Below are 6,316 nucleotides of genomic sequence, written 5' to 3'. Positions count from 1 at the left end.
GGTTCTCTCGGGTCCACATCCCGAGCTTGAATCATCCCTCCCCGAGCCGCCACAAGCATTTTCAAACGGTCTCTTAGAAACCCCGACCGATAGATGTAATCGCCCATTCAGTCGCATCGCGGAAAGAAACAAGGTCGTCACATCTAGCCGTGACCTTGGAGAGGCGCCATCATGGCGGCCGGGATCTGCGAAAGGTTACCATCAATGAACGAATTGATTTCGCTGGACGATGCCAAGGCCCTTATTGGGAAAGTTCGTCGCTGGCATCATAAATTTGAAATTATCCCCGGCCTCGTTACTCCTGGGTCTTATGATCCACAGGACCTTTGGAACAAGCTCCGGATCGACAACCGCGTCAGCGGTCAACGTGTATTGGATATTGGTGCGTCAGACGGCTTTTTTACGCTGCGGGCTGCTGAAAAAGGCGGCGAGGTGACAGCCGTGGATTTCCGTTCGAAGGATAGGCATGGGTTTGGTGTCATGGAGACGCTAACGGGACGAAGCTTCGCCTACGAGCACGCCAATATATTTGACCTGGACACTGAGCGTCTGGGTCAATTTGGAATAGTGCTTTTTCTAGGCGTTCTTTACCATTTGCCAGACATGATGAGAGCCTTTCACAAGCTGCGCGCGCTCTGCAGTGGAACTCTCTTCCTAGAAACCCACTGCGACAACTCCCCAAGCCCAGATTTCGCTATGGCCAGATACTACAAGGGCGACTCACTCGCCGGCGACATCACGAACTTCTGGTCACCCAACCGTTTGTGCGTTGTCGATATGCTAAGCGACGCCGGCTTCGACGTGGTGCGTGAGGAAGTATGGGGAGATCGCATGTTCGCTGAAGCGCGGGTGTCGGATGATCCGGAGAGAGCGTATAAAATGGGCGTCGCCTACGGACGAATATATACTCGCAACTGAGCGTGAGTCGCCTATTCAGAGGCGGAAAGCAATGATGAGAGCCTCCCGATGAAAAGCTTTCGAGTTCTGCTTCCAAAAGCCGCTTCTTCGAACTCAACATCCGAGGCCATTGTCCATCGACGAGAAGATAGCCAAAATATACTTTTCCGTGTTTTCTTTGGTCTTGTCTGCTCTCTCCGGTTGTAGTAGCGTGATTAAATGATAACGCTAGTTGCAACCGCTTGATCGTGCGAAAGGCGCCACTCTCCGGCAAAGGAACCCTCATTGGCGTTCGCTTGCAACAACCGCGCCTGGCTAAGCTTGACTTATGGATCGCTTGGCAAAAAGACCCCTTATCACGGCCGTAAGCAATTCGGCGGCCTCTCGAGTTGGGTCTGGCACAGGCCATGCAGAGCCTCGAGCACGGGGTTGAACCCTAGCGCCGCATTTTCAACGGGACAAAGAATTTGATGAAAGAATTCATTCTATATGGTCACCCCAATCAAGTTGTCCGGGTCATAAACGGCGAGGTCTTCACCGAGGCCGCCAATCGGAAGATCGGCACATTTCGGGACGGCGCAGTCTACGGCTTGGACGGCAGGTTTATGCGCCGTCTCTCACGCCCCGAAACGCTGACCGCTGACGAATCCGCTCGATTAGCGAGTGAAGGCCTCTTGGCTGCTGACTGATCGCGTCCCAAGACGGAGATGTCGCCGGGAAGCACATCGCTCCGTCCCACCTGCACGAAGACAGAGTCGGTAATTCTGGAACGCGGCGCTGTGATGTAAGTCACAGTCGGATACCTTTTGAGCGGGCATTTTTGTCACCGCCGCTGGGAGCGGAACTAGCACCCCGCTTCCAGCTCCATCTGTGGCCTAACAACAACTTTTTGAACTCATAAGGGATCCTCTCTGGGTGCGAATAATAACCGTTGCAGCGTTGTATTTCGCAGCGATGGCGGTTGTTGCGCTTGCACTCATAATCCCGCGCGGGTTTTGCGACTACTAGCCGCGCCTCTCGCTAATCGCTCGCCTACTAAAAGACCAGGCTGAGGATGCGCACAACCTTCGGACCATCACGCCCCAAATTGCACCATTGCGACCCAGATAGCGACTAATCCCATCACTGCCCCGACCGCCTTGATATACGGAAGCATTTCGCCACCTCCTGTCTTTGCGGAGACAGGATCGCGACTTCCGGATCGCCGCGCAGTGATCTACCACACAGCGGGATTGCCTTTTCGATCACGCTTATGCCGCAGAAACAAAGCAGCCAGCAAGCCTTGCTCTAGGATCACGACAACGGGCTACGCCTTTCGAAGAGAACCGGCGGCAGTGTGAGATTACTCACAGTCGAAGCGGTTTAGTTTTGTTAGGACTCACTCTTATCAGCACTGTGAGCGGGTTGATAACTGACAGGCCCGCCATGCATCTGCGCCCTCTTCTCAACGCTGCTGTGGCTGCGAGCGAGGATCATTTTGATTGGAGCGACAATGGAAGGCACCGTTAGTCTCTACTCGATAGCTGTGACGTTGAACAAACTTGCTTGCATGACCAGGGAATTGGCGCGAGCCCAAATCAGCGGCGCAGCAATAGATGGAGAGTTCGACGAAATCGAGGCACGCGCGAGCGAAATTGAGCGTCGCTGGGGTGAACTCGCAGAGGCCTTTGATCCAAATCCCATACCCACATCACGTAGCTATCGCGCCTACTCCGGCTTTTCATCTCCGAGTAAGTATTAAATTCGTCCGCGACACGCCCAGGTTTTGTCGACGCACGCTTCCCGTTCCAGTTCTGATGGAGTGCCCGTCTCCTTCGACTGCGCCTCTAGCGGAACCTCGAAAGCCACCAGCAATGAGGCGTCATCAAAGCGGCCTCCGCTAGAAACTACAGCAAATCCTCCTCCGATCGCCATAGTAAGCCCGCGTGAACAAATCTTGCGCTGCCGCAATAATGGGCTGCGGCAGAGCCGGGGGAGACGCCGCTAGCGAGCGTCTCACTCTCGTCGGTATTGTATCATGCCGCATCTGGAGGGGGACAGGAATGTCCCGCAAACGTCCCAAAGCCTTGCCTATTGCCCCTCGAGCAAATGCCGGACGTTCGAATCGCCTCGGGTCCGCCAAGCAAATCAAGCCATTGCGGCCGCCACCCACGCCGTTTCGAAGGGCATTCAGTTCCGGAGCATCCGCAAGCGCTGAGGGGCCTGCAACTTAACCGCCGCTCGCGCCGCCGCCAGGAGCAGTGGGAGAGGCGCCGCTTGAATTGGTCCCTGGGAGAGTGCCGGTGACAGGGTTTGTCGGGGTAGAGGCCGCCGGCGAAGCGTCCGGCGTCGGAGTCGTTACATTGGGTTCCCTGGCGCTCGTGCCCATGTCACAGGCCGCGAGTCCCAAAACCAGGCAGGCGGACGAGAAGGCCTTCAGCATCGTCGACGTTTTCATTGCTCATCCCTGTGTGTTTGTCTTCTCCTCAGTTGATGGGCGACGGCGGAACTGCAACATGTCGTCCCCCCCGAACGTTGCACGATCACGTCACTGCATCTCGCGCCGACGCTGCGAATAGGCCGATGTTGCGTATGAGCTGAGGCGCAGCGCTTTGGTTTAGTCCTCGGCGCCGTTAGCGACGCCGGCGTTCACGAACAAGACGTCGAACTGATGGGCGGATAGGCGGTCGCGGAGCGCCCTCACAGCCTCGTGATTGGTCATCTCCAGTTGCTCGATGAGGAGGCGACCGTTTGATGCCTCGGCGCTTTCGTGCAGGCCGGTCCGCTCCGTCCCTCGTATCGTCGCAATCGCGGTCCAGCCGCGCGACAGCCATTCGCGCGCGAGGGCGAGGCCCAAGCCACGTGAGGCTCCAACAACGAGGACGGTCTTCGATGCGCGTGTCGATATGACATTCCTTCCGGCTGATCAGTTCGAACGGCCATAAACCATGCTCCGATGGCTCGCACTATCGATCGTCCTGAGGATCATTGGGCCACAGGCCGGCCGTGCCAAGTTCGATGGAGTGATGATCTGGATCGCGGAAATAGAGGCTGGTCACGTTTTCCGACCAGTCGATCCGGCTCTCGGTCGGGATATTTGCATCTTCGAGACGCGTTTGCCAGGCGTCAATGTCGGCGCGATCAATGGCGAAACAGAGGTGCTGGTTGCCCTGACCGCCATGCGGCGGGATTGTTCCGACAGGCATGCGGCTTGGACTGAGCGAAGCACCGATCTTGAACAACAGCAATGCGCCTCGTCCGGGCACGGAAAGGGCGCATATCCGGTCATCGCGCAACATTGGCTGAAATCCGAAGAGTGTCTCGTAGAAACGCTGGGATGCGTCGAGGTCGGCGACATACAGACAAGTTTCAAGGATGCGATTGATTCCAGGCATGTCACGGCTCCTAATCAGCGCAGCTTCCGCAGCCCCTCAGCTCGCCTCGCGCGGTCGGCGATCTGTTCTCGGGAACGCCTGACGGTGGCCAAATGCCACAAGAGCAATCGCTGAAACTATGATGATCAGCGTTACCCAAGAAAGGCTCAGCACACCTTCGACTTCCAAAAGCAAACCACCGAGCGCGGAACCGCCGAAAATACCAAAACTGTAGATCGTGGAGAGCATTGACGCCGCGACATCCGCAGGCGGCCCAGCCGTGTTATTGGTGGCCGTCTGGAAGAAGGTCGGCACGCCACCGAACGACACGCCCCATAGAAAGATCGTGACATAGTCTATTACCGCGAAGCGGGCCAAGACACCCAAGGAGAGCATCGTGATTCCTGTTAGCAGCATGGCACCCCAAGCGGTTCGGCGAAGATGTTCGTCGACCGTTCGGCCGACTATCCAGATGCCGACGAGCGCTCCAACGCCGAACAGGAGCAGCGCTGTTCCTGTGCCACCCACCAGCTGCAATTTTGCCGCCAGCGGCGCCATATATGTGTAGAGCGTGTAATGGGCCAAAACCGTTACCAAGGTGGCGCCAAGAACGATCGGAAATCCCGGTCGGATTGCGACCTGCAGGAGCGAGATACGCTCTTCGACGGTTTCGCCAGGAACCGACGGCAGCTTCCAAGCGACCCAGCCGATCAGCAGCAATGGGACAAGCGATAAGATCGCGAAAATCATGCGCCAGCCGATCAAGCCTCCGACCACGCTCCCCAGAGGTAGGCCGAATGACATTGCGACGGTACTGCCAGCCAAGGCGACCGCAACGGCGCGGCCCGCTTTGTCTCTGGTGGTCAGATGCCAAGCGTAGCCGGCCAGAAGCGGCCAGAGCGTGCCCATGAGAAGACCGGTAAAAACCCTCGCCACAACCGTCAGCTCGTACGTCGAGGACCATGCGGTCGTGGCATTGACGACAACAAAGCCGCCCAGCAGAGCAATGAGAAGAGGGCGGCGGGGCAGACCCCGCGTGACGGCGACGATAGGAATTGCGGCTACCGTGGAGGCGATGGCGCAAACAGAAACCAGAAGACCTACGGCAGCTGGTGAACACCGCAGATCCGCACTCATTTGTGGCAGCAGGCCCGCCGGCATCATTTCAGTGAGCAGAGTTGAAAAAGCCGCTGTCGATAGTGGCAGCAGAGCCGCGAGCGGCAGTTTTGTGGGCGCTTTGGTCATCGACCCACGCTCCGTGTTATTGTGTCACCCCCCTCCGACAACATGTCACGAATGCTCGCTGACGCGAAATCCTTTCCGGCGTTCGATGTTCTGGGCGCTGCACGGCCCGGGCCCGCCATCGCTACCGGGTGCTTAAACCGCCTGAGCGTTCATCCGGTCCGCTGCCGGCGAGGCCGCCGCGCTGTCTTTGATTGCGTCCAGCACAGTCTGCGGGTCAGCCGCCACCGCCATCGCCGCCGCCTCGGTATCGACCCGGTTCTCAAGATGAGGATGGTCTCGGCGCTGCTCTTCCAACAGTGAAATTATCTTCGCGGATTTCTGCTCACTTAGAATGGCGAGTTCCAGGGTTAGCTGCTCCCGGTAGCTGGCAAGCTGGTCATCACGCCTTTGCGTCGTCAGAATCAACACGGTCACGTAGAGTGCCAGAAGCCCCAAGCCTCCCTGAAGCCAATTGAATGGCGGCGCGTCCCAAGGTCGCAAGCCCGATAGGCTCACAAGCAGGTTGCTGGCGATCCAGAGCGCGACGATCGCCGTCAGGGCCGCGATAAACCGCGGACGACCGATCCACGCCGTCAGACGTTCTACCACCCGCTGGAGCGTGCCCGCTTCCTGGTGATGATCAGCATGGAGTTTAGCGATGGCACGGATGGTTTCTTCGATATGCGCGGGGAGGATCGGCGTCTCAGCTACCATTCGACAACTTCCAATGGCCTCGCGCCGGATGAGGCACGGTTCGCGCTAGGATATAATCCGTCGTGAGACTGCACTGGCTCGGTGGACGATTGCAGCGGCCCACGGCGCCCGGCACAAAGCACCGAGCG

The 6,316-nt window shown here is 57.9% G+C and carries 7 protein-coding genes; 3 read left to right on the top strand and 4 right to left on the bottom strand.

What is annotated here, in order from left to right:
• Positions 1 to 204 precede the first annotated feature (204 nt).
• The 3 genes from GSQ92_RS18560 to GSQ92_RS18550 all read left to right on the top strand — a co-directional run bounded on the left by GSQ92_RS18560 (position 205) and on the right by GSQ92_RS18550 (position 2,638).
• Positions 205 to 918, top strand: coding sequence for a bifunctional 2-polyprenyl-6-hydroxyphenol methylase/3-demethylubiquinol 3-O-methyltransferase UbiG (locus GSQ92_RS18560; RefSeq protein ID WP_159013833.1), 714 nt, complete (start codon positions 205 to 207; stop codon positions 916 to 918).
• A 449-nt stretch (positions 919 to 1,367) separates the two neighbouring features.
• Complete coding sequence (locus tag GSQ92_RS18555; RefSeq protein ID WP_158803715.1) at positions 1,368 to 1,586, top strand: hypothetical protein; 219 nt, start codon at positions 1,368 to 1,370, stop codon at positions 1,584 to 1,586.
• Between the two features lie 803 nt (positions 1,587 to 2,389).
• Positions 2,390 to 2,638: a hypothetical protein gene (locus tag GSQ92_RS18550; RefSeq protein ID WP_159013832.1), complete on the top strand. Its 249-nt coding sequence runs from the start codon at positions 2,390 to 2,392 to the stop codon at positions 2,636 to 2,638.
• A gap of 855 nt (positions 2,639 to 3,493) precedes the next feature.
• On the opposite strand, the gene GSQ92_RS18545 is transcribed toward GSQ92_RS18550, so the two are convergent.
• From GSQ92_RS18545 to GSQ92_RS18530, 4 genes are all read right to left on the bottom strand, one after another.
• Positions 3,494 to 3,784: an SDR family NAD(P)-dependent oxidoreductase gene (locus GSQ92_RS18545; protein WP_256367117.1), complete on the bottom strand. Its 291-nt coding sequence runs from the start codon at positions 3,782 to 3,784 to the stop codon at positions 3,494 to 3,496.
• 58 nt (positions 3,785 to 3,842) lie between these two features.
• Positions 3,843 to 4,271 (bottom strand): VOC family protein, encoded by a 429-nt coding sequence (locus GSQ92_RS18540; protein WP_158803713.1) that lies wholly within the window; start codon positions 4,269 to 4,271, stop codon positions 3,843 to 3,845.
• A gap of 36 nt (positions 4,272 to 4,307) precedes the next feature.
• Positions 4,308 to 5,495: an MFS transporter gene (locus GSQ92_RS18535; protein WP_158803712.1), complete on the bottom strand. Its 1,188-nt coding sequence runs from the start codon at positions 5,493 to 5,495 to the stop codon at positions 4,308 to 4,310.
• A 132-nt stretch (positions 5,496 to 5,627) separates the two neighbouring features.
• The gene (locus tag GSQ92_RS18530; RefSeq protein ID WP_158803711.1) at positions 5,628 to 6,188 is read right to left on the bottom strand and encodes a DUF1003 domain-containing protein; all 561 of its coding nucleotides are present in this window, start codon (positions 6,186 to 6,188) and stop codon (positions 5,628 to 5,630) included.
• Positions 6,189 to 6,316 lie beyond the last annotated feature (128 nt).

Origin of the sequence: Acidisoma sp. S159 (assembly GCF_009766125.1) — a bacterium.
Taxonomy (GTDB): domain Bacteria; phylum Pseudomonadota; class Alphaproteobacteria; order Acetobacterales; family Acetobacteraceae; genus Acidisoma.
This window is presented reverse-complemented; position numbering and strand designations above follow the sequence as displayed.